At 61.0% G+C, this 18,966-nt stretch carries 17 protein-coding genes; 10 read left to right on the top strand and 7 right to left on the bottom strand.

The window, feature by feature from the left end; all coding sequences use genetic code 11:
- Window positions 1-131: 131 nt before the first annotated feature.
- Genes ACP7B0_RS04675 through ACP7B0_RS04660 form a run of 4 tightly spaced genes read right to left on the bottom strand, consistent with a single transcriptional unit; the run spans window position 132 to window position 3,858 of the window.
- Window positions 132-923, bottom strand: a complete 792-nt coding sequence (locus ACP7B0_RS04675; protein WP_426139756.1) for an ABC transporter permease — start codon at window positions 921-923, stop codon at window positions 132-134.
- On the bottom strand, window positions 920-1,663 hold the full coding sequence (locus ACP7B0_RS04670; RefSeq protein WP_426139755.1) for an ABC transporter ATP-binding protein: 744 nt from the start codon (window positions 1,661-1,663) through the stop codon (window positions 920-922). The genes ACP7B0_RS04675 and ACP7B0_RS04670 overlap by 4 nt, the downstream gene beginning before the upstream one ends.
- Window positions 1,660-2,634, bottom strand: a complete 975-nt coding sequence (locus tag ACP7B0_RS04665) for a YVTN family beta-propeller repeat protein (RefSeq protein ID WP_426139753.1) — start codon at window positions 2,632-2,634, stop codon at window positions 1,660-1,662. Before ACP7B0_RS04665 ends, ACP7B0_RS04670 begins: the two co-directional genes overlap by 4 nt.
- 39 nt (window positions 2,635-2,673) lie before the next feature.
- A complete protein-coding gene (locus tag ACP7B0_RS04660; protein ID WP_426139751.1) occupies window positions 2,674-3,858 on the bottom strand; it encodes an ABC transporter substrate-binding protein in 1,185 nt (394 codons plus the stop codon).
- 156 nt (window positions 3,859-4,014) lie between these two features.
- Here ACP7B0_RS04660 and ACP7B0_RS04655 point away from each other — a divergent pair, with 156 nt between their 5' ends.
- Entirely contained in the window at window positions 4,015-5,274 is a 1,260-nt protein-coding gene (locus tag ACP7B0_RS04655; protein WP_426139749.1) for a histidine kinase, read from the top strand.
- Window positions 5,275-5,916, top strand: a complete 642-nt coding sequence (locus tag ACP7B0_RS04650; RefSeq protein WP_426139747.1) for a response regulator transcription factor — start codon at window positions 5,275-5,277, stop codon at window positions 5,914-5,916.
- Window positions 5,917-6,612: 696 nt separating this feature from the next.
- On the opposite strand, the gene ACP7B0_RS04645 is transcribed toward ACP7B0_RS04650, so the two are convergent.
- Together ACP7B0_RS04645 and exaA are read right to left on the bottom strand one after the other, a co-directional pair.
- Window positions 6,613-7,257: a pentapeptide repeat-containing protein gene (locus ACP7B0_RS04645; protein WP_426139745.1), complete on the bottom strand. Its 645-nt coding sequence runs from the start codon at window positions 7,255-7,257 to the stop codon at window positions 6,613-6,615.
- Window positions 7,258-7,378: 121 nt separating this feature from the next.
- Complete coding sequence (gene exaA / locus ACP7B0_RS04640) at window positions 7,379-9,250, bottom strand: quinoprotein ethanol dehydrogenase (protein ID WP_426139744.1); 1,872 nt, start codon at window positions 9,248-9,250, stop codon at window positions 7,379-7,381.
- Between the two features lie 239 nt (window positions 9,251-9,489).
- Here exaA and pedF point away from each other — a divergent pair, with 239 nt between their 5' ends.
- From pedF to ACP7B0_RS04600, 8 genes are all read left to right on the top strand, one after another.
- Window positions 9,490-9,927 (top strand): cytochrome c-550 PedF, encoded by a 438-nt coding sequence (gene pedF / locus ACP7B0_RS04635; RefSeq protein WP_426139743.1) that lies wholly within the window; start codon window positions 9,490-9,492, stop codon window positions 9,925-9,927.
- A gap of 4 nt (window positions 9,928-9,931) precedes the next feature.
- Window positions 9,932-10,822 (top strand): substrate-binding periplasmic protein, encoded by an 891-nt coding sequence (locus ACP7B0_RS04630; RefSeq protein WP_426139742.1) that lies wholly within the window; start codon window positions 9,932-9,934, stop codon window positions 10,820-10,822.
- A 34-nt stretch (window positions 10,823-10,856) separates the two neighbouring features.
- Window positions 10,857-11,615 (top strand): quinoprotein dehydrogenase-associated SoxYZ-like carrier, encoded by a 759-nt coding sequence (locus ACP7B0_RS04625; RefSeq protein WP_426139741.1) that lies wholly within the window; start codon window positions 10,857-10,859, stop codon window positions 11,613-11,615.
- Window positions 11,616-11,640: 25 nt separating this feature from the next.
- On the top strand, window positions 11,641-12,570 hold the full coding sequence (locus ACP7B0_RS04620) for a quinoprotein relay system zinc metallohydrolase 1 (RefSeq protein ID WP_426139739.1): 930 nt from the start codon (window positions 11,641-11,643) through the stop codon (window positions 12,568-12,570).
- Between the two features lie 142 nt (window positions 12,571-12,712).
- Window positions 12,713-14,488, top strand: a complete 1,776-nt coding sequence (locus ACP7B0_RS04615) for a PQQ-dependent methanol/ethanol family dehydrogenase (protein WP_426139737.1) — start codon at window positions 12,713-12,715, stop codon at window positions 14,486-14,488.
- Window positions 14,489-14,847: 359 nt separating this feature from the next.
- Window positions 14,848-14,919 carry a pyrroloquinoline quinone precursor peptide PqqA gene (gene pqqA, locus ACP7B0_RS04610; RefSeq protein WP_020289857.1) on the top strand — a complete coding sequence of 24 codons (72 nt, stop codon included), beginning with the start codon at window positions 14,848-14,850 and terminating at the stop codon, window positions 14,917-14,919.
- Between the two features lie 146 nt (window positions 14,920-15,065).
- Window positions 15,066-16,229: an alcohol dehydrogenase-like regulatory protein ErcA gene (ercA, locus tag ACP7B0_RS04605; protein ID WP_426139735.1), complete on the top strand. Its 1,164-nt coding sequence runs from the start codon at window positions 15,066-15,068 to the stop codon at window positions 16,227-16,229.
- Window positions 16,213-17,943 carry a NahK/ErcS family hybrid sensor histidine kinase/response regulator gene (locus tag ACP7B0_RS04600; protein ID WP_426139733.1) on the top strand — a complete coding sequence of 577 codons (1,731 nt, stop codon included), beginning with the start codon at window positions 16,213-16,215 and terminating at the stop codon, window positions 17,941-17,943. Before ercA ends, ACP7B0_RS04600 begins: the two co-directional genes overlap by 17 nt.
- 13 nt (window positions 17,944-17,956) lie before the next feature.
- Here ACP7B0_RS04600 and moaA read toward each other — a convergent pair whose 3' ends face one another.
- Window positions 17,957-18,955: a GTP 3',8-cyclase MoaA gene (gene moaA, locus ACP7B0_RS04595; protein WP_426139732.1), complete on the bottom strand. Its 999-nt coding sequence runs from the start codon at window positions 18,953-18,955 to the stop codon at window positions 17,957-17,959.
- Window positions 18,956-18,966 lie beyond the last annotated feature (11 nt).

Raw genomic sequence — 18,966 nt, 5'->3', positions numbered from 1 at the left:
GTTCCTTTCTTGTTATGCGCTCATTACAAGGCACTGTCGAGGCTTTGGGAATGCGACGATAGAAAGCAAAACCGCTACCAAAGTAGTAGAAAGCCGGCCAGGGGCGGTCGGCGTCCAGAGACACGCAGCCGTTAGCCAGCCTTGCGGACGGCGGCGTGCTGGGGGTTGAAAGTGATGACCGCCAGCACAGCGAAAACCAGCGTCAAGCACAGGCACACAGCCATTGCCAGTGGGTTGAAGCGTTCGTAAAGGGCGAAGCGCACCAGTTCCACGGCATGGGTGAAAGGGTTGATTGCGCACAGCCAGTACAGCCATTCGCTGGCCTCGCGCATCTTCCAGAGCGGGTACAGCGCCGACGACAGGAAAAACATGGGGAAGATAACGAAGTTCATCACCCCCGCGAAATTCTCCAGTTGGCGAATCGCGTTGGACAGCAGCAGGCCCAAGGCGCTGAGCATCAAGGCCACCAGCAACAAGGCGGGCAATGCCGCCAGCAAACCCCACGCCGGTGGCTGCACCCCGTACACCCAGGCAATCGCCAGAAAGGCATACACCTGCAACAGCGAAATCAATGACGTGGCGAGTAATTTGCTGACCAGCAAAAAGGTGCGCGGCAGCGGGCTGGTGAGTAACACGCGCATGCTGCCCATTTCCCGGTCATAGACCATCGACAGCGAGCCTTGCATGCCGTTGAACAGCAGGATCATGCAGGCCAGGCCTGGAATGATGTACACCTCGTAAGGAATGTAGGTGTCGTAGGGTTCGATAATCGCGATGCCCAGCGCAGCACGAAAACCTGCGGCAAAGACCAGCAGCCACAGCAATGGGCGCACCAAGGCGCTGAGAAAGCGAGTCCGTTGCAGGATGAAGCGCAGCCATTCGCGCAGCACGATGCCGCTGAAACATTGCCAGTAGGCGTTCATAGGCCGGTTGCTCCCGCAGCGGAAGTGAGGGTCAGTTGCGCAAACGCCGTGCCGAGCTTGCCGCCATGTTCGGCGCTGACGGCACCGGCGTTGCCCGAGGCCACCAGACGACCTTGATGCAGGATCAACAAGTCATCGTCAGGTTGCACTTCGTCCAGCAAGTGCGTGGTCCAGAGCACACTGATGCCGTGTTCGCGACACAGGCCCCGCACATGCTGGTTAAGGGCCAGGCGGCTGGCTGGATCAAGGCCGACGCTGGCTTCGTCCAGCAACAACAGGCGCGGTTCATGCAGCAGCGCGCGGGCGATTTCCACCCGGCGCCGATGGCCGCCGTTAAGCTCGCGAACCCGTTCGGCCTTGCGGTCGATCAGTCCCTGGCGTGCCAGCTCTTCAGTCACTTTGGCGATAGCCAGACGGCGGGGCATACCGTGCAGGGCAGCGTGATAACGCAGGTTTTGTTCGACGCTCAAATCCAGATCCAGGGTGCTTTGCTGAAACACCACACCCAATTGACGCAACGCCGGACGCGGCGTCTGGCGCAGGGAACACCCGCCCACGCGGATTTCGCCCTGTTGCAGGTCATACAGCCGGGTCAGCAACGCAATCAGGGTGGATTTGCCAGCACCATTGGGGCCGAGCAACGCGCCGAAATGTCCCGGCGCGAGGCTGAAACTGACGTGGCGCAGGGCCTCCCGAGGCCCGTAAGCGAAGCTCAGGTCGTCGACCTCCAGCGCGTTCACGGGGTCACGACCACGCCCCAGGGATAACGGCCGACCTTGATCGACTTGGTCACCTTGAGGCTGTCCACGTCGATCACCGACACGTCGCCGCTCACGCCGTTGGTGGCCAACAGCTGTTTTTGATCCGGGGTAAACGCCATCTGCCAGACCCGACGCCCGACCAGCAGGTAATCGACGATTTCCAGGGTTTTGGCGTCGATCACCGCCACGTGATTGGCCGGGCCGAGGGCGACGAAAGCGTACTTGCCGTTGGCTGCGATCTTGATGCCCACCGGCTGCACCTTGTCCGGATGCACGCCCTTGATCTGAAATTTCAGGGTCTTGGTGATCTTGCGGGTGGCGACGTCAATCACGCTGACCGTGCCGCCGATTTCGGCAGAGGCCCAGAGTTGCGAGCCATCCTGATTGAATTCCACAAAGCGCGGCCGTTGATCCACCAGGGTGTTGTCCACCAGGGTCTGGGTACTGGTGTCGATCCAGTGCAGCATGTTGGTGGTCTCGCTGGTGTTGACCGCCCACTTGCCGTCGGGGCTGACCGCCATGCCTTCGGGTTCGACCCCGACATCGATCTGCGCCAGAACTTTTGAGTTTTCCGTGTCGATCACCGTCACCAGTGAATCGTCTTCGTTGGAGACATACAGCCAGCGGTTGTTGGGGTGCAGGGCAAATTGTTCCGGGTCTTTGCCGGAGGGCAGTTCCTTGATGATCTTCAGCGTCGCGACGTCCATCACCTGCACACGGTCCGAGTCGCTGGCGCAGATGTACAGCAGCTTGTTGTCATGGGACAGCAGTAAACCCCGGGGGCGCATGCCCACGGCAATGGTTTGCGTGACTTTCATGCTGTCCATATCGATCAGGCTCAGGCTGTTGTCCTTCTCGTTGGACACCCAGGCGGTGGCGGCCAGGCTTTGCCCCGCAAGAGCTGACAGGGCGGCGGTCATCAAGGCAGAGGCGATCAACGTGGGGCGCATGGCGTGTTCCTTCTTATTGTTGGAATAGTGGGCGAAACGTCAGTTGAAGGTGCAGCTCACTTCGGGCTTGTCGTAGCCCAGGCTGTCGAGTTCAGTCACCGGGTGCAGAAAGCCGTCCTGAGGCGACGTGCTGACCAGCGCACGGGGCTGAACGATCGGGATCGGCTGGCGCAGTTGGCCATTCCATGGGCGATAGCTGAGTTTGCGGCCCTTGAAACCGTCCAGCGGCAACTGATCGCTGAGTTCCAGTGTGCGGATTTCAACGGGATCGGTGCTGCGCAGTTTGCCCACTGCCGTGGCGATGCTGCGCACGGCCATCCAGGCGGCGAAGTCCCGGTCGTTCATCCAGCGACCGGCCAGGGCTTCAAAGCGTTTCTGCAATTGCGCCGCGCCGTAGGTTTCCACGGTCTTGTGCCAACCCGTCGGGGTCAGGCCTTGAGTTCCGGCAACCGGGCGCGGGTACCAGGTCTGATAGGGCACGTATTCACCAAAATCACCCCGTTCATCCGCCACCAGCACCACATCGTATTCGGCGGTTTGGGTGAACAGCGGCATGTCAGCCTGGGCGCTGCGGCGCTGGTCATTGTCGAAACTCCAGGCTTTCTCGGCCACGATGGTGTGCCCGAAGCGCTTGGCGGCGCGGCGCAAGGCGGCGGCATAAGCCTGATCGTCCGGCGTCTGACCGACAATCAGCAACCAGCGATTCCAGCGCCGCACGGTGAGAAACTGCGCCAGCGCATCGGCCAGCATCGCCCGGCTGGGCAAGGTGTGCAGCACGTTGCTCAGGCATGCGTTGCTGCGCAGGCTGTCATCGGCGCTGCCGGCGTTGAACAGCAAACTGTCCGGCAGGGCAGCGCTGAGCTGGCGCAGGGTCTCGGCGTTGGTGTTGACCACAAACAGCCGCACACCTTGCCCGTGCAGCGTCCGGGCCTTGTCGAGCAATGCCTGGGGGCTGTCGGCGCTGGCGTTTTCCAGACTGTAGCTGTGCTTGAGGAAACGCCCGGTGCTGTTGCTGTCGGTGATCGCCAGTTCCGCGCCGCGCAACCCGGCGTCCAGAGGCTCGGGAATGACATTGGATAACAGCGGGCCGGGGTCGGGGACGAACGCCAGATAACCGATGCGCACGTGCAGGGTGTCATCGGCGGCGTGGCTCTGGCTGGTCCACACAACCGCCGCCCAAAGGGCAAGCAGGCACTGCAGGGCGGGTCTGGAAAGCTGGCGCATGATGCACTCCGGTACGGGTAGCGCCAGCATAGGAACGCAACGCACGGGGTGAAATATGCAGAAAGTACCAGTCTGCCTGTACCAAGGTAGTACGCGGGTCGCTGTTGCCGGGATTTAGCATGTGCAGACAAACAACAATAAGAAGAAGGCAGAGCCATGTCCGCACTCTGGCGCATCAACCTTTGGGTGAGCGGCTTCTTTTCGCTGGTCACGGTGGCCTGCCTGTGGCTGCTGTTGCATCAGGCGGTGGCTGACGTTGAACGGGAATTGGGCGCAGCCCAGGCCGTTGTGCACTACCTGAGCGAGACCGCCGAGCAGCAGCCCGCCGCATTGCAACCAAGTCTGACCGAACACCTGCGCCACGTGCGCGTCATCTGGCTGGCCGCTGATGAGCCGCCGCACCTGAGCGAGCAAAGCGGTGCAGATGCCATGATCGCTGACTGGCTGCTCCCCGCTTCGAACCATGCGCCGCGTGTTCTCGATCTGAAGGATGGGCGACGGGTGCAACTGAGCGTCGATCCCAGCGATGAAATCAATGAAGTCTGGGATTCATTGCAGCAATTGCTCTTGCTGTGCGGGCTGGCGCTGCTGGTGAGCCTGTTGACGATTCACTGGGCGGTGCGCCGCGGCGTGCAGGTGCTCGATAACCTGCTCAAAGCGTTGCAGCAGGTTTCTCGCGGGGAGCTGGACGTGCGCCTGTCATCACAGGGCGTTGCCGAAGCGCAACAACTGGCCGGGCATTTCAACCGAATGACGGCGACACTCGAACGCACCGAAGCGGACAACCGGCGTCTGACCCGGGCGCTGCTTGCCGTGCAGGATCAGGAACGCACGCGGCTGGCGCAGACGCTGCACGATGACCTCGGCCAATACCTGGCGGGCATTCGTGCCCAGGCGTGCCTGCTGCGCATGGTGGCCGATCAATCCGATGTGGTGCGCAGTACCGCGCTGGGGCTGGAAGCCAACTGCGAGCAACTGCAACTGGGTTTTCGAGCGTTGATCCGCGATCTGTACCCGGTGGTCTTGCAGCACCTGCCGTTGCCTGAGGCGCTGACGCTGTTGGCGCAACAATGGCACGCCACCCATGGCATTGATTGCGTGCTGTCTGTCGATCCCCAACTCCCCGAGTTGACGCCTGATGCCAGGGCGCACCTGTACCGATTGCTGCAGGAGGCGCTGACCAATGTCATCCGCCATGCCAACGCCAGTCAGGTGCAGGTGAGTTTGCAAAGGCTCGGGGCCCGGCTGGTCATGGAAATTCGCGACAACGGCTGCGGCGCGCTGCCACTGCAAAGCCCTGGCGTAGGCCTGTACTCCATGCACGAACGCGCCCGCTGTCTGCGCGGCGAATTGCAGGTCAAGACGCAACCGGGTGCCGGTTGGGCCCTGGCGCTGAACATTCCTCTGGAGGCTTGAATGCATATTCTGATTGTCGACGACCACGCCGTGGTGCGTCAGGGCTATGCCAGTCTGTTGCGTGCCATGTTGCCCCTGGTGCAGGTGCGCGAAGCCGCGACCGGCGAAGACGCCTTGATGTGTGTGCAGGAAGAGATCCCGCATCTGGTGATCATGGATTTCGGCCTGCCGGGCATCAGTGGCCTGGAAACCACCCGGCGCTTGCGCCAGCGGTTGCCGCAACTACGCGTGTTGTTTTTCAGCATGCACGACGAACTGCCGTTGGTGCGTCAGGCGCTGGACGCAGGTGCCTGGGGGTATTTGACCAAGAGTTCGGCCCCCGACGTGCTGATCGAGGCGGTCCGCCGGATACTGGCCGGTCACGCCTACATCGAGCAACCGCTGGCCACGCAACTGGCCTGCAACCCCCAACAACAGAACTGCGCCGACCCGCGCCTGCAAAGCATGACCCAGCGCGAGCTGGAGATATTCGTGATGCTCGCCAAAGGCACGCCACTGCGGTTGATCGCCGACCAGCTGTGCATCAGCGCCAAGACAGTGTCCAACTACCTGACTCTGCTCAAGAACAAATTGCAGGTGAGCTCCCATGCGGAGTTGGTGCACCTGGCCATCGACATGGGGGTGATGCGGGTGGTGATGTAAGAGGGCAGGATTCGGGTTTTCATCGTGGGGCCGCCTTAGCAGGCAATACTCCCAATCTTCAGGACACGCCACGCCCGCCTGCCTACGCCTGTAGATACTCTGTTGCAGAGTATTGGAATCGCAATTGTCGTCACCCTTGAGTCCTGCGCACATTCACCCGCCCAAGGTTTGAGGTGAGCCAGGCAAAAAATATCGCCTGAAAAATCCGCAATGCGGATTTGCTTTTGCTTTGCTTTTCCGTGTTGCGATCTGGCAGACACCGCCAAACGCGCGTCGGGAGGCTGAGTGGAGGTGTGGGGGTGGGGTGCGCTCGGCATGGATGCCGAGCGAGCGCCGTTGGGCCATGGATGGCCCGTCGGCGCGTCGCCCCACCCCGACACCGGAGCGAAGGACCCCCTGCGCAGCAGGGGCCGGACGTCAGCGCAAACGGTTTTCGTCTATTTTGCCACGACAAAATGGACCCGGCCGTCAGGACGGAACCTCAGTCCGCAACGCTGAAAATGGTGTGAGTGCTACACGATTCAACAGGCGCCACCAATATGGATCGTCACCTCGCCAATGCGCGCTGGCGACATACAAGGAGCGAGGCTTGCCTGCGAAGGCGTCCGGTCAGACGATAAAGATGCCCGCTGATAAACCCATTCGCGGGCAAGTCGGAACGCCGCCCGCTCGCCCCAACGATTAGCCTTCAGCCCCCTAGTTATCCCACCCTCCGGGGCAGGCCACGCACGCCTCCATATTGCTGTCCTGAAAATTGGCGTAGGGATGCCGGGCACCGGTCAGGTTGGCGTTGGCCAGGTTGCTGCCGCCGAATTTGGTCTCCTGAAGATTCGCGTCACGTAGATTCGCGCCTTGCAGGTCAGCTTTGTTAAGAAAGGTCATCTCCAGATCGGCGGCCTGCAAGTTGACGTTGTGCAGTTGCGCCCCGGACAAACGGGCGAATTGCAGATAGGCAGCGATGAGGTTGGCCCCTTCGAATTGCGCACCTTGAGCGAACAATCCCCAGCCTTGTACCGCCTGCAATTGTGCGCCGCTGAGGTCGGCCTGGCGCAGGTTGGTCTGTTGCAAGCTGGCGCGGGTCAGGGTGGCGTTTTGCAAGCGGGCTTTTTCCAGGTTGGCCAGGTCCAGTCGGGCGTGGCGCAGGTTAGCGTCACGCAGGTCAGCACCCGACAGGTTCATCTTGCGCATATCCTGATTGCTCAGGTCTGCACCGCGCAGGTCGGCGTTGGGGCACTGACTGCTTTCAGCGATGGTGCAACCGTTGATCACCAAGGGCGCACCGTCATCGGCAGCGACGGCGCAGGGCAGGGCGAGCAATAGGGCAAGCGGCAGGTAATTCATGGCGGTCTTCCCAAAACGTGGTGGGTACAAGGGGCGCAGAGCAATGCGTCGGCGCGAACGTGTTGGAGAAGCGGTTAACTGCCACACCGCCTCCAACCCGTTGTTGCCTGCGAGATCCGGTCTACCTGGCCGCCGTCTTGGTGTCCCAACTTGGAATCTTGAACACCCAGAACGAGCCCCCTTGGGCCACCGGCTTGGTCAACTCGGCCATGTCTCCGCCCCACAACGGCACGGCGCCGCCGTAGCCCACCGTCACGCCGATGTACTGCTCGCCATCCTGATCCCAGGTGACGGGCGGGGAGACGATGCCGCTGCCGGTCTGGAAGCTCCACAGCTCTTCACCGGTTTTGGCGTTGAACGCCTTGAAGAAGCCATCCCCCGTGCCGGTGAAGACCAGATTGCCCTTGGTGGCCAGCACGCCAGCCCAGAGTGGCAGGCGTTCCTTGTGCTCCCAGACCACCTTGCCGCTGGTGGGGTCCATGGCGCGCAAGGTGCCGACGTGGTCGTCATACATGCGTTTGATGCGAAACCCCATGCCCAGATAAGCCGAGCCTTTTTTATAGTTCACTTCCTCGGTCCAGTAGTCCTCTTTCCATTGGTTGGCGGGGACGTAGAACAGGCCGGTGTCCTGACTGTAGGCCATGGGGTTCCAGTTTTTTCCGCCCAGGAACGGCGGCGAAACCTCCACCGGCTTGCCCTTGGTTTCCCCTGGCAATGGCTTGGCGGGACGCTTGCCTTCGTTTTCAACCGGGCGCCCGGTTTTCAGGTCGATATGGCTGGCCCAACTGATGTTGTCGACGAATGGGAACGCGTTCTGCAATTTGCCGTTGTTGCGGTCGACCACATAGAAAAAACCGTTGCGGTCGGCGTGACCGGTGGCTTTGACCGTTTTCCCGTCCTGGCTCTTGTAGTCGAACAGCACCAGTTCGTTGTTGCCGGAGAAGTCCCAGGCATCGTTTGGTGTGTGCTGATAGAACCACTTCACTTCGCCAGTGCCGGGGTCAACCCCGACCTGACCCGAGGTGTAGAGGCTGTCGTAATCGTGGGGGTTGCCGTCCTTGGACGTGCGCGCCCACGTGTTCCAGGGGCCAGGATTACCTGCGCCAACGATGATCGTGTTGCTCTCGGCATCAAAGCTTGCGCTTTGCCATGGTGCGCCGCCGCCGTGACTCCAGGCTTCAACCTTGCCGGTTTCGGTGGTCTTGTCGTCCGGCCAGGAGGGGGCCTTCACGTCGCCGGTCGGGGTGCTGTCCTTGCCGTTCAGGCGGCCCATGTGGCCTTCCACAAAGGGTCGCATCCAGACTTCTTCGCCGGTGTCCGGGTCCCGGGCAAACAGACGGCCCACGACGCCGAACTCGTCACCCGAACTGCCGTGAATCAACAGGACCTTGCCGCTGACTTTGTCTTTTATCAGCGTGGGGGCACCGGTCATGGTGTAGCCGCTGCTGTGATCGCCGAACTTCTTGTTCCAGACCACTTTGCCGGTGTTCTTGTTCAGGGCGATGACCCGCGCATCCAGCGTGCCAAAGAAGATTTTGTCGCCGTAGATTGCAGCGCCACGGTTGACCACGTCGCAGCAGGGGCGGATGTCGTCCGGCAGGCGGTGGCTGTAGGTCCATAGGCGTTTGCCGGTCTTGGCTTCCAGGGCGAACACCCGGGAATAGGAGCCGGTGACGTAAATCACACCGTTGCTGATGATGGCCTGGGACTCCTGACCCCGCTGCTTCTCATCACCGAAGGAGTACGACCAGGCGGGGGTCAGTTTGAACACGTTCTTGTCGTTGACCTGGGCCAGAGGGCTCCAGCGTTGGGCGTTGGTGCCCATGCCGTACTGCAAGACGTTCTGCGTGCTCAGGTGGTCGTTGGCGATATCTTCCCAACTGACCTTGCCCTCGTCGTCGGCGGTGGCAAGGCTGGAGAGCGACAGGCTGCCCAGCAACAGGGCCAGGGCCAGTGGTGACAAAGCGGCGGGTATCGATCTTGTTATTGTCATGGGGGCGAGTTCCATTGAAGGTTTTGGCCCGTACAGAGTGGCGGCGCAAGGCGGGTGGCGATACGGAAAAACTCCCGCTGTTGCCGGGAAGATTTCCCGAACCGCCCCTGATTTGGGACGGGTCCCAAGCTCTACTACCAAGGAAGGAGGGCGCGACCACCAAAGCAGCATTCGGCGCTTGTGACAGGGTCCTTAAGATGGCTGTGTGGCTTTTTGCGTGCAATCTTGAGGACATAACAATGATAAGAATCCAAACCACCATCCTGACCGCCACTTTGTTCGGTCTGTTGACTGCCAGCGGTTTAGCAGCGGCCCATGGCAACGTGGTGCCGCAAGCGGTTGCCACGGATGGTCTTGAGCAACTGGGGCCTGAATGGCGTACCGAAAATCCCTACCGCGATTCCAAGGACCACGACCGTGCCCTGGAAATCGGCTCCTCGGCGTACAACCAGAACTGCGCGGCTTGTCATGGCCTGGAAGCCAAATCCGGCGGCATCGCCCCTGACCTTCGGTTGCTGGACGTCGGCGCGGCGGGAGATGAATGGTTCGTTGAGCGCGTGCGCAACGGCGCGGTGCGCGACGGCCGGGTCTACATGCCGAAAATGGCGGATTACCTGAGTCAGGAAGCGCTCTGGGCGGTTCGCACCTATCTGGACAGCGTTCACGTCGAGGAGTGACCGCATGCGCCTGTTCACCGTGCTGTCCGGCGCACTGTTGTTGTGCTGGCAGATTCTGTCGGGTCCGGCAGCCCATGCCGGGGTGCGCAACTACGACGCAATCATTGAGTCCGGCGTCCTTAAAGTTGCGGTCTATGAAGATTTCGCCCCCTACAGCTTCAAGGTTGAAGGTCAGCCACGGGGGGTGGACATCGACCTGGCCGCCGCATTGGCCAATGCGCTGGGGGTCAGTCTGGAATTGATGTGGGCGCCCCCCGGCGAAAAACTCGACGACGACTTGCGGGACTTGATCTGGCGCGGCAGCCCGTTGCGGGATCAGCAACTGGCCGACGTGATGATGCGGGTCCCCTATGACCGCGATTACGCCCAGCGGCGCAATGAGTTGGGCGAGCTGGAAAACGGTCATGTGGTGATGTTCGGGCCTTACCAGACCGAGCGTTGGCAAGTCGCCTATGACCGACGGCGTCTGGACGCGGTGCCCAGCGTCGCGGTCTTTGACGCGCATCCCATCGGCGTGGAAATCGACAGCGTGCCGTCGTTCTACCTCACTTCGATCTTCAACGGCCAGTTCGGGGCCAAGACCCATCACTACCCCAGCGTGCAGCAGGCGTTCGTCGCCATGAAAGCTGCGGAGGTGGACGCCGTGATGGCCATGCGTGGCGAAATCGACTGGCAACTGCATCAAGCTCACGACCCGCAACTGACCCTTGCAGAAAACGCCTACCCGAACATGGGGCGTCAGCTCTGGGAAATCGGTATGGCGGTTCACGAGAGTAATCGCCAGTTGGCCTACGCTTTGGAAGAGCAGTTGGAAAGCCTGATCCGCGAAGGCAAAGTGCAGCAGATCTACGCCGCCTACGGGATGCGTTATGACGTGCCGGAGATGTATCAGTAGACCACCCACAACCAGGGCCAGGAAGGGGAACGAGATGTTCACGCGCATCACCGCTGTGTTGCTGTCGCTGGTGCCCATACTGACTCTGGCGGCGCCTGACCCTGGCAAGGACCCGGTCGTTTCCGTCATGTGGGCGTTCTATCAGCAAAAGCTGCTCAAGGACGCGCCTTACGTTTTTGACGAAAAAATCATCCTGCGTGCGCCACCGTTTGCCGAAGATGCGCGACAGGTGCCCATCGAGATCGACGCACGGGCCTACCAGGGCCAGGTGGTGCGAATCCTGGCGTGGGCCGAGCTCAATCCGTTGCCGCAGATCGTCGACTTCCAGCCCGGCGAGCAGGTGCTGCCCTGGCTGTCGATTCGCATCCGCGTCGAGCAGGCCACGCCGCTGCGCGCCGCAGTGCTGACCCGCGACGGTGTCTGGCATATCGGGTCCACCACCATTCAGGCCGCCGGCGGCGGCTGCACAGCCCCCAGCGTGGTGCGCACACAGGCGGGCTGGGAAGAACATATCGGGGAAGTGCTGGGCGGGCGCTACCCCCGTCAGGACTTCAACCGCTTGCGCGTGCAGATATCCCATCCCATGGACAACGGCATGGTCAGCGGCATCCCGGAGTTTTACTTGAACCACGCCGAATTGCGCGACGCCGGCGATCAGGTCATTGCACGTCTGGAGCTGTTCCCGGCGGTCAGTGAAAACCCGATGCTGGGCTTCGATGTGGTCGGCTCCGGCACCACCCGTTTGTTACTGCGCGACACCAGCGGCAATGAATTCAGCGCTGCCGTGCCCTGACATGAACCCTTCCCGGAGATGGCCGATGCGCGCCCTGATGCTGGCCTTGTTGCTGCTCAGCCCCCTTGTTCAGGCTGACCTTGAATACAGCCTTGAACCCCGACAGATCGCCGCCGAGACCTACGTGCTTGAAGGCAGCACCGATAACTTCGCCAAAGCCAACGGGGGCAATATCGTCAATACCGCCTTCATCGTGACCCGCAGCGGCGTGGTGGTGATCGATACCGGTCCGTCCCGTCGCTACGGCGAGGCCATGCGCAAGGCCATCGCGGCAATCACCGACAAACCGGTGATTCAGGTATTGCTGACCCATCATCATCCTGATCATGTGCTGGGCAATCAGGCGTTCGCGGACGTACCCATCGGTGCGCTGGCCCGAACCACCGAGTTGTTGCGCGCCCATGGGGATGGCCTTGCAGAGAATATGTACCGCCTGGTCGGGGACTGGATGCGCGGCACCGAAGTGCACCTGCCCACTGAAGTGGTGAACGACGGCACCCTGGAGCGGGGCGGGCACAACTTGCGGTTGATCGCCCTCAAGGGCCACACCGGCGCTGACCTGGCGATCTTCGATGAACAAACCGGCGTGCTCTTTGCGGGCGACATCGTCTTTTACGAGCGTGCCCTGACCACGCCGGACACCCCCGGGCTGGACGTCTGGCTGGCGGACCTGGACCAATTGCAGGCGCTGCCCTGGAAACAACTGGTGCCGGGGCATGGGCCAGTGGCCAGCGACGCCGGGCCTTTCATTCAAATGCGCGACTACCTCGGCTGGCTGGACAACCTGCTGCGCGAGGCTGCCGCCAATGGCAGCGACATGGCCGAGGTGATCCGCAGCCCGATTCCCGAGCGCTTTGCGGGCATCAGCCTGACCCGTTATGAGCTGATTCGCAGCGTCAGTCACCTGTATCCGCGCTATGAAACGTCACAGATGACCCGAGTGGATAGCCGTTGAGGCGAGCAGGGCACTACCAATGGACTAGGAATCTCGGCATTGCGGCTAATTGTCCGGACCCGCCGGGCCTAGAAGAATCTGCGACAGGTCGGGAAATTTTCCCGAAGACCCCCAGAACAACAAGAACGCAGAGGCAGCCGTCATGACCCAACCCGTACGTCGCCCATCCTTCGCCCTGAGCCTGCTCACCAGCGCCCTGTTGCTGTCAGGCTCAGCCCTGGCAGCGGTGACCGATGAAGAAATTCTTCAGGACCCCAAGAATCCCGAGCAGATCGTCACCAATGGCCTGGGCGTGCTGGGCCAGCGCTATAGCCCGCTGGACATGCTCAATACCGAAAACATCAAGGACCTGCGGCCGGTCTGGGCATTTTCATTCGGCGGCGAGAAGCAGCGTGGCCAGCAGGCCCAGCCCCTGATCAAAGACGGCGTGATGTACCTGACCGGCTCCTATTCCCGGGTGTTCGCGGTCGATGCCCGCACCGGTAAGAAACTCTGGCAATACGACGCCCGTCTGCCCGATGACATTCGCCCTTGCTGCGACGTGATCAACCGGGGCGTGGCGCTGTACGGCGACCTGGTCTATTTCGGCACCCTCGACGCCAAGCTCGTGGCGTTGAACAAAGACACCGGCAAAGTCGTATGGAGCAAAAAAGTCGCCGACCATAAAGCCGGTTACTCCATCAGTGCTGCGCCGATGATCGTCAATGGCAAGCTGATCACCGGCGTTGCCGGTGGCGAATTCGGCGTGGTGGGCAAGGTCGAGGCCTATGACCCGAAGGACGGCACCTTGCTGTGGTCGCGGCCTACGGTCGAAGGCAACATGGGGTACACCTACAAGGACGGCAAAGCCATCGAGAATGGCATTTCCGGTGGCGAGGCCAACAAGACCTGGCCGGGTGATTTGTGGAAAACCGGTGGCGCTGCGCCCTGGCTGGGCGGCTATTTCGACCCCAGCAATAACCAGATCCTGATCGGCACCGGCAACCCGTCGCCCTGGAACTCCCACATGCGGCCCGGTGACAACCTGTACTCGTCTTCACGCCTGTCGCTGAACCCGGATGATGGCACCATCAAATGGCACTTCCAGAGCACACCCCACGACGGCTGGGACTATGACGGCGTCAACGAACTGATTTCCTTCGACTACGAGCAGGACGGCAAAACGGTACAAGCGGCCGCCACGGCAGACCGTAACGGCTTCTTTTATGTACTGAACCGCAAGGATGGCAAGTTCATTCGTGGTTTCCCGTTTGCCGACAAGATCACCTGGGCCAGTGGCCTGGACAAGGACGGCCGCCCGATCTACGTCGACGCCAGCCGCCCCGGCGCACCTGATGGCGAGGCAAAAGGCAGTTCGGCGTTCGTCGCCCCCGCGTTCCTCGGTGCCAAGAACTGGATGCCCATGGCTTACAGCCCGGACACCGGTTTGTTCTATGTGCCGGGCAACGAATGGGGCATGGACATCTGGAACGAAGGCATCGCCTACAAGAAAGGCGCAGCGTTTTTGGGTGCCGGTTTCACGATCAAACCCCTCAACGAAGACTACATCGGCGTCCTGCGCGCCATCGACCCCAAGACGGGCAAGGAAGTGTGGCGTCACAAGAACTATGCGCCGCTCTGGGGCGGGGTGATGACCACCAAGGGCAACTTGGTCTTTACCGGTACGCCTGAAGGCTTCCTGCAAGCGTTCAATGCCAAGACCGGCGAGAAAGTCTGGGAATTCCAGACCGGTTCCGGCGTACTCGGCTCCCCTGTGACCTGGGAAATGGACGGCGAGCAATATGTCTCGGTCCTGTCCGGCTGGGGCGGCGCGGTTCCGCTGTGGGGTGGCGAAGTCGCCAAGCGGATCAAGGACTTCAATCAGGGCGGGATGCTCTGGACTTTCAAATTACCCAAGGATCTGGTGGCCAAACACTGAGTCACACTGCGCTCGGGGGGAGGTACGTGTTACTTGCTCGCGACGTGCAATCGGCGATGCTCCAGCCTCGGTTGGTTGGGGCGGGGCAAGCCTCGTTGCAACGGTATCTGGCGCATACCGTTATTCTCAGTTGGAGCGAGGCTTGCCCGCGAAGAGGCCGGTACAGTCACCGGCTTTTTCGAACCTGAAACATTGTCATCGCGGGCAAGCCTCGCTCCAACGAAATCGGACGCGACTGCAGGAGACACTCGCTCTAGCATCCAGGCCAGCTTTCTGGCCCAAAGTACTATTTGCTCCACGCATCAACCGTGCACTAATTGAACAACCGGACTTTCCCGGCACAACAAGAGGATTGACCCATGTGGAAGAAACCCGCGTTCACCGATCTGCGTATCGGTTTTGAAGTCACCATGTATTTCGCCAGCCGCTAAGCCAGTCTGTCCGGGCCCCGGCGCATCACGCGATGGCCGGGGCCTTTTGCTGCCTGAATCGTGTCAGTAAAAGGTCTTATTGCATTCAGTAGCAGATGCACTAGGCTGGCCTGAATCTTCTTATAACAACAAAAACAGGCTTTTATATGAGCCAGAACCTCAGTCAGCTACGCAAGTTTGTTTCCCCTGAAATCATCTTTGGCGCGGGCAGTCGCCACAGCGTCGGCAACTATGCGAAAACCTTCGGTGCGCGCAAGGTGCTGCTGGTCAGCGATCCCGGCGTGATTGCCGCAGGGTGGGTGGCCGATGTGCAGGCCAGCCTGCAAGCGCTGAACATCGATCACTATCTGTACAGTGATGTATCGCCCAATCCTCGGGTTGAGGAGGTCATGCGCGGCGCCGAGTTGTATCGCGAGCACCACTGCGACGTGATCGTCGCCGTGGGCGGTGGCAGCCCCATGGATTGCGGCAAGGGCATCGGTATCGCCGTGGCTCACGGGCGCAGCATCCTGGAATTCGAGGGCGTGGACACCATTCGTGTGCCGAGCCCGCCGCTGATCCTGATTCCCACCACGGCCGGGACGTCCGCCGATGTTTCGCAGTTCGTGATCATCTCCAATCAGCAGGAGCGCATGAAGTTTTCCATCGTCAGCAAAGCGGTGGTCCCTGACGTGTCCCTGATCGACCCGGAAACCACCCTGAGCATGGACCCGTTTCTGGCTGCTTGTACTGGCATTGACGCACTGGTGCATGCCATCGAAGCCTTCGTCTCTACCGGGCATGGTCCGCTCACTGACCCTCATGCGCTGGAGGCCATGCGGCTGATTAATGGCAATCTGGTGCAGATGATCGCCAATCCTGCCGACATCGTTCTGCGGGAAAAAATCATGCTGGGCAGCATGCAGGCGGGCCTGGCATTCTCCAATGCGATTCTGGGGGCGGTCCACGCCATGTCTCACAGCCTGGGCGGTTTCCTCGACTTGCCCCACGGCTTGTGCAACGCCGTGCTGGTCGAACATGTGGTGGCTTTCAATTACAGCTCCGCGCCGGATCGCTTCAAGCTGATTGCCGAAACCCTGGGCATCGATTGCCGTGGCCTGACCCACAAAATGATTTCCCAGCGGCTGGTTGAGCACCTGATCGCCCTGAAGCATGCGGTCGGTTTTCACGAAACCCTCGGGCGTCACGGGGTGAGCCTGTCCGACATCCCGTTTCTGTCGCAGCATGCCATGCATGATCCCTGCATCCTCACCAACCCGCGCGCTTCCAGCCAGCGCGACGTTGAGGTGGTGTATGGCGAAGCCCTCTGACGAGCGACAGAGCGCACTCACGGCCTTGTTGGGGCTGGGCAATCATTCGACCCGCAAAAGCCATTACCCGGAACTGACCGTTCGGCTTGAGGAACTGGAAAAAGAGCGCAACCGCTACAAATGGCTGTTCGAACACGCCGTGCACGGGATTTTTCAGGCCAGCCTGCAACACGGGTTGCTGGCGGCCAACCCGGCTTTGGCGCGCATGCTGGGGTACGACGATCCCCAACACGTGCTGTTTTCCCTGCATGACCTGTCGGGCAGTCTGTTTGTCGGCGGGCAAGCTGAAACAGACGCCATCGGCTATGTCTTGCAGCGCGAAGGCAGCTTGCTGGGTTATGAAACCCGGTTGCGCCGCAAGGACGGCAGCTGGATCGATGTGTTGATGAACCTGCTGCTCAAACCCGATGAAGAGGGCTTGTTCGAAGGCTTTGTGGCGGACATTACCGAGCGCAAGCTGGGCCAGCAGCGGCTGCAACAACTCAATGACGAGCTGGAGCAACGTGTCGCGGCGCGCACCGATGAGTTGCTGGAGGCCAACCGCAACCTGCAACAGCAAATCGTCCAGCGTGAGCAAATCGAACAGGCCTTGCGTGATGCACGGGACGCGGCGCAGGCGGCCAACCGCAGCAAGGATAAATACCTGGCCGCCGCCAGCCACGACCTGCTGCAACCCTTGAATGCGGCGCGCCTGTTGATCTCCACGTTACGCGAGCGTGCCTTGCCGGCTGCGGAGCACACCTTGGTGGAGCGCACGCACCAGGCTCTGGAAGGGGCCGAAGACCTGCTCACCGATCTGCTGGATATCTCGAAACTGGATCAGGCGGCGGTCAAGCCGGATGTGGACCTGTATCGGCTGGATGAACTGTTGGCGCCCCTGGCTTCGGAGTTTCAATCGGTGGCACAAGCTGCAGGCCTGAACTTTCGCGCTTACATCGGCGACTTTGCCGTGCGCACCGATCTGCGGCTGCTGACCCGGATCCTGCGCAATTTCCTCAGCAACGCCTGCCGTTACACCGATTCAGGCGGCATCCTGCTGGGTGCCAGGCGGCGGGGGGATTTTCTCCGGCTGGAAGTCTGGGACACCGGGCGCGGCATTGCGGAGGATCGGCTGGAATCGATTTTTCTCGAATTCAACCAGCTGGATGTTGGCCGCGCCGCCGATCGCAAAGGCGTGGGCCTTGGGCTGGCGATTGTCGAGCGGATCGCCAAGATTCTCGGCTACCGGGTGCAGGTCATTTCACGGCCCGGCTTCGGCTCGCGTTTCAGCATTGACGTGCCGCTGTCCCTCGAAGTGCCCGAGCCGGTCAGCGTTGTCGTGCAGCAACAGTCCGGGACAGGAAACCCGCTGCCGGGGCGGCGTTTACTGGTGCTGGACAATGAACTGAACATTCTGGAAAGCATGGCGGCCTTGCTCGGCCAGTGGGGCTGCGAGGTGCTCACCGCCAGCGACGAGGCCAGCGCTTATCGCGTGTTGCAAGGGCGTGCGCCGGAGCTGATTCTGGCCGACTTTCACCTGGATCACGGGGTGATTGGTTGTGAGGTGGTCAAACGCTTGCGCGAGTACTTCGAGCAGGACATTCCCGCCGTGATGATTACTGCCGATCGCAGCGATCAGTGTCGGCGTTCGTTGCAGGAACTGGGCGCGCCGCTGCTCAATAAACCGGTCAAGCCAGGCAAGTTGCGGGCGGTATTGAGCCAGTTGCTGGGTTGATCGAACGGTGGGTTCAACCGCCGGTCATGTTCATGAAGCGCACCACCTGAACATCGTCATCAACGGTGAAGGTGTGGCTCCACGGCTTGAGCTGCATCGCGTCGATGATGGCTTTTTCCAGCTTTTCCGGCTTGCCGGGGTGCGCGCGTAGCACCGACTTCAAGTCCGCCGAGTGCTCATTGCCCAGACACAGCAGCAGCCGACCCTCGACGGTCAAGCGCACCCGGTTGCAGGTGGCGCAGAAGTTGTGGCTATGGGGGGAAATAAAGCCGATTCGAATACCCGGTGCCTCGCTCAGACGCCAGTAACGCGAGGGGCCTTGGGTGGATTCGGTGGAATGAATCAAGGTAAAGCGTTCGGCAATCTTCTCCCGCACCTGATCACTGGAGAAAAACGATTCGGAGCGCCTGTGTTCGCTGATCACGCCCAGAGGCATCTCTTCGATGAACGTGATGTCCAGATTACGCTCGATGGCAAACGCCACCAGATCATTGATTTCGTGATCGTTGCGGCCCTGCATGACCACGCAGTTGAGTTTGGTGTGGACGAACCCGGCGGCATTGGCAGCGTCAATGCCCGCGATCACCTTGCTCAGGTCACCGGTGCGGGTCAGTTCACGAAACCGTGCCGGGTCCAGGCTGTCCAGGCTGATGTTCAAGCGTGACAAACCGGCATCGAACAGCGGTTGGGCGAGTTTATCCAGTTGCGAGCCGTTGGTGGTCATGCACAGCTCGCGCAGGCCGGGCAGGGCGGCGATGCGTTCGCACAGGCCGACGATCCCGGAGCGCACCAGTGGCTCGCCACCGGTCAGACGAATCTTCTTCGTGCCCAAGGCAACAAACCGTTCTGCCACCTGGAGGATTTCCTCCAGGGACAGAATCTGTTGTCGGGGCAGAAACGTCATTTCTTCGGCCATGCAGTACACGCAACGGAAGTCGCAGCGGTCTGTCACGGACATCCGCAGGTAATCGACTTTGCGTGCAAAGCTGTCTACGAGGACTGGATCTGACATTTCACCTTCTT

Source organism: Pseudomonas sp. DWP3-1-2, assembly GCF_049896285.1.
Lineage (GTDB): Bacteria > Pseudomonadota > Gammaproteobacteria > Pseudomonadales > Pseudomonadaceae > Aquipseudomonas.
This window is presented reverse-complemented; position numbering and strand designations above follow the sequence as displayed.

Excerpts from the sequence above, each read along its gene's own strand:
- ACP7B0_RS04675 (WP_426139756.1), bottom strand. The coding sequence starts at position 923 with ATGAACGCCTACTGGCAATGTTTCAGCGGCATCGTGCTGCGCGAATGG.
- ACP7B0_RS04665 (WP_426139753.1), bottom strand. The coding sequence starts at position 2,634 with ATGCGCCCCACGTTGATCGCCTCTGCCTTGATGACCGCCGCCCTGTCA.
- ACP7B0_RS04660 (WP_426139751.1), bottom strand. The coding sequence starts at position 3,858 with ATGCGCCAGCTTTCCAGACCCGCCCTGCAGTGCCTGCTTGCCCTTTGG.
- ACP7B0_RS04655 (WP_426139749.1), top strand. The coding sequence starts at position 4,015 with ATGTCCGCACTCTGGCGCATCAACCTTTGGGTGAGCGGCTTCTTTTCG.
- ACP7B0_RS04650 (WP_426139747.1), top strand. The coding sequence starts at position 5,275 with ATGCATATTCTGATTGTCGACGACCACGCCGTGGTGCGTCAGGGCTAT.
- ACP7B0_RS04645 (WP_426139745.1), bottom strand. The coding sequence starts at position 7,257 with ATGAATTACCTGCCGCTTGCCCTATTGCTCGCCCTGCCCTGCGCCGTC.
- exaA (WP_426139744.1), bottom strand. The coding sequence starts at position 9,250 with ATGACAATAACAAGATCGATACCCGCCGCTTTGTCACCACTGGCCCTG.
- pedF (WP_426139743.1), top strand. The coding sequence starts at position 9,490 with ATGATAAGAATCCAAACCACCATCCTGACCGCCACTTTGTTCGGTCTG.
- ACP7B0_RS04630 (WP_426139742.1), top strand. The coding sequence starts at position 9,932 with ATGCGCCTGTTCACCGTGCTGTCCGGCGCACTGTTGTTGTGCTGGCAG.
- ACP7B0_RS04625 (WP_426139741.1), top strand. The coding sequence starts at position 10,857 with ATGTTCACGCGCATCACCGCTGTGTTGCTGTCGCTGGTGCCCATACTG.
- ACP7B0_RS04620 (WP_426139739.1), top strand. The coding sequence starts at position 11,641 with ATGCGCGCCCTGATGCTGGCCTTGTTGCTGCTCAGCCCCCTTGTTCAG.
- ACP7B0_RS04615 (WP_426139737.1), top strand. The coding sequence starts at position 12,713 with ATGACCCAACCCGTACGTCGCCCATCCTTCGCCCTGAGCCTGCTCACC.
- ercA (WP_426139735.1), top strand. The coding sequence starts at position 15,066 with ATGAGCCAGAACCTCAGTCAGCTACGCAAGTTTGTTTCCCCTGAAATC.
- ACP7B0_RS04600 (WP_426139733.1), top strand. The coding sequence starts at position 16,213 with ATGGCGAAGCCCTCTGACGAGCGACAGAGCGCACTCACGGCCTTGTTG.
- moaA (WP_426139732.1), bottom strand. The coding sequence starts at position 18,955 with ATGTCAGATCCAGTCCTCGTAGACAGCTTTGCACGCAAAGTCGATTAC.